We start from the raw sequence: 2,466 nt of genomic DNA on the forward strand, positions 1-2,466 counted from the left end.
GGGGCAAAATCAGTTCTCTAGAAGCCTACCAAAAAATTAAAGCCCTCTGGAAAGACTTAAAACAGAGCAAAAAAGGCCTAGGCATTGGGGAAAATCCCTTTCAAAAAGATGATGATACCTAAAGGGTAATCAGGAAAAATCTCCTCGCTTGATAAAAAATACTGGGACAGAAATATTTTCTGCCCCATAGAATTAGATAAGCAAACGCTTAAAAATTACCGTGATTTTGGATGGCAGTTTCTAATTTTGCCACCACTTCCTCGACGCTAATTACTCCTAAATCGCCCGTGGCACGGGTGCGAATACTTAAACTATTACTTTCCATTTCTTTTGCCCCCACCACTGCCATCACGGGGATTTTTGCAGTTTCAGCATTGCGAATCATTTTACCCAAACGTTCGCCACTGGTATCGGTTTCGGCGCGAATTCCTAACAATTGCATTTTCGCTGTCACCTCTTTAGCGTAATCCAATTGAGTATCACTAACCGGTAATAATCGTATCTGGACAGGGGCTAACCAAAGAGGAAAATCGCCTGCGTATTCTTCGATTAAAATACCGATTAAACGTTCCAAAGAACCAAAAGGTGCGCGATGAATCATCACCGGACGTTTACGATTACCATCTTCAGCAACGTATTCTAACTCAAAACGTTCGGGTAAATTATAATCTACCTGTACCGTTCCTAACTGCCATTCTCTTTCGAGGGCATCTTGGAAAATAAAGTCTAATTTTGGACCATAAAAAGCCGCTTCTCCGGGGGCTTCAAAATAATCCATCCCCAAAGTTTGCACCGCTTTTCTAATCGCTGATTCTGCCTTTTCCCAAGCTTCATCGGAACCGATATACTTATCCGATTCGGGGTCACGAAAACTCAATCGCGCCTTAAAATTCTTTAATTGTAAACTCTTAAACACCGTCAAAATTAAATCAACAACGCTTAAAAATTCCTTGTCTAATTGTTCGGGAGTGACAAACAAATGGGAATCATCGACGGTAAAACCGCGAACTCTAGTTAATCCTCCCAATTCTCCCGATTGTTCGTAACGGTAAACTGTACCGAATTCTGCCAGACGCATCGGCAATTCCCGATAGGATCTCAAATCACTTTTATAGATTTGAATATGAAAAGGACAGTTCATCGGTTTGAGGACAAATCCTATTTCCTTACTAGCAGATTCCTCATCGTGCGCCATCATGGGAAACATATCTTCTTTGTACTTTTGCCAGTGACCGGAAATTTTAAACAAATCGACGCGAGCAATATGGGGAGTAACTACGGGTAAATAACCGCGTTTTAACTGTTCTTTTTTGAGAAAATCTTCTAACAAAGAACGAATTAAAGTTCCTTTCGGTGTCCATAAAGGCAATCCCGGCCCGACAGAATCAGAGAAAATAAATAAACCTAATTCTTTGCCTAATTTGCGATGGTCCCGTTTGAGGGCCTCTTCCTTGCGGCGCTTGTATTCGGCTAATTGTTGGGGATTTTCCCAGGCTGTGCCGTAAATGCGCTGTAATTGGGCTTTATTCTCATCCCCGCGCCAATAAGCACCCGCTACCGTCTCTAATTCGATCGCTTTTGGGTCTAGTTCGCTTGTATTATCTAGATGCGGACCGGCGCACAAATCCCACCAAGCGTCACCAAGATGATAAAGGGTGATGGGTTCTTGAATTCCCGCCAGAATTTCCAGCTTATAGGCTTCATTAATCGCTTTAATGCGCTTTTCCGCCTCTTCCCGAGAAACTTGCTCGCGAATGACCGGCAGTTTTTTATTGATAATTTTGACCATCTCTTTTTTGATGTCCTTGAGATCCTTATCGGTAAAAGGTTCCGGCACATCAAAATCGTAGTAAAATCCGGTTTCAGTCCAAGGCCCGATAGTAACTTGGGCTTTCGGGAATAATTTCTGCACCGCCATGGCCATAACATGGGAGGTGGTGTGACGAATGCGCTTGAGGTGGTCGGATTCGCTGGTTTTCGGTAGTTTAATCGGGGCTTGGTTATCCATATCTCTTCAATTTACACCTTCTCTATTCTCTATTTTAATGGTAAAAGGAGTCTTTAGTCAGGAAAAAAATCAAGATAGATATCAATGCCATTTACCCTCATCTCTAATCTCTAAACCCTCATCTCTATTTCCCGATGAAAAAACTAATTTTATCCTGTTTATTTTTGGGATTGGTTGCTTGTAATCCCTCAGTTAACACCACCGATAACCAAAAACCCAAGGTAATCTCCACCAGCACAATTATCGCCGATTTAACCGCACGAGTGGGCGGTGAAGAAATTGACCATCAAGACATTTTAAAACCAGGGGATGATCCTCACGTTTATGAACCAGTTCCCGCCGATAGTGTCGCTTTAGAAAAAGCCGATTTAATTCTCTATAACGGTTATAATCTCGAACCGGGGTTAATTAAAATGATCAATTCTACGGCAGTTAAAGCTAAAAAAGTGGCTGTGGGA

3 protein-coding genes are annotated in these 2,466 nt (G+C 42.1%); 2 read left to right on the forward strand and 1 reads right to left on the reverse strand.

The window, feature by feature from the left end:
* A partial coding sequence (locus PX636_RS22900; RefSeq protein ID WP_502882884.1) for a DUF7219 family protein occupies window positions 1-122 on the forward strand: 122 nt, incomplete at its 5' end.
* A gap of 86 nt (window positions 123-208) precedes the next feature.
* Here PX636_RS22900 and thrS read toward each other — a convergent pair.
* Window positions 209-2,008 (reverse strand): threonine--tRNA ligase, encoded by a 1,800-nt coding sequence (gene thrS, locus PX636_RS13170; protein ID WP_002797962.1) that lies wholly within the window; start codon window positions 2,006-2,008, stop codon window positions 209-211.
* A gap of 134 nt (window positions 2,009-2,142) precedes the next feature.
* On the opposite strand from thrS, the gene PX636_RS13175 reads away from it, so the two are divergent.
* The coding region (locus PX636_RS13175; protein WP_288117533.1) for a metal ABC transporter solute-binding protein, Zn/Mn family at window positions 2,143-2,466 on the forward strand (324 nt) is incomplete at its 3' end.

Source organism: Microcystis sp. M53598_WE2 (assembly GCF_030067735.1).
Classification (GTDB): Bacteria; Cyanobacteriota; Cyanobacteriia; order Cyanobacteriales; family Microcystaceae; genus Microcystis; species Microcystis aeruginosa.

Bases quoted from the DNA above. Each gene is read 5' to 3' on its own strand.
- thrS (WP_002797962.1), bottom strand. From the start codon at position 2,008: ATGGATAACCAAGCCCCGATTAAACTACCGAAAACCAGCGAATCCGAC.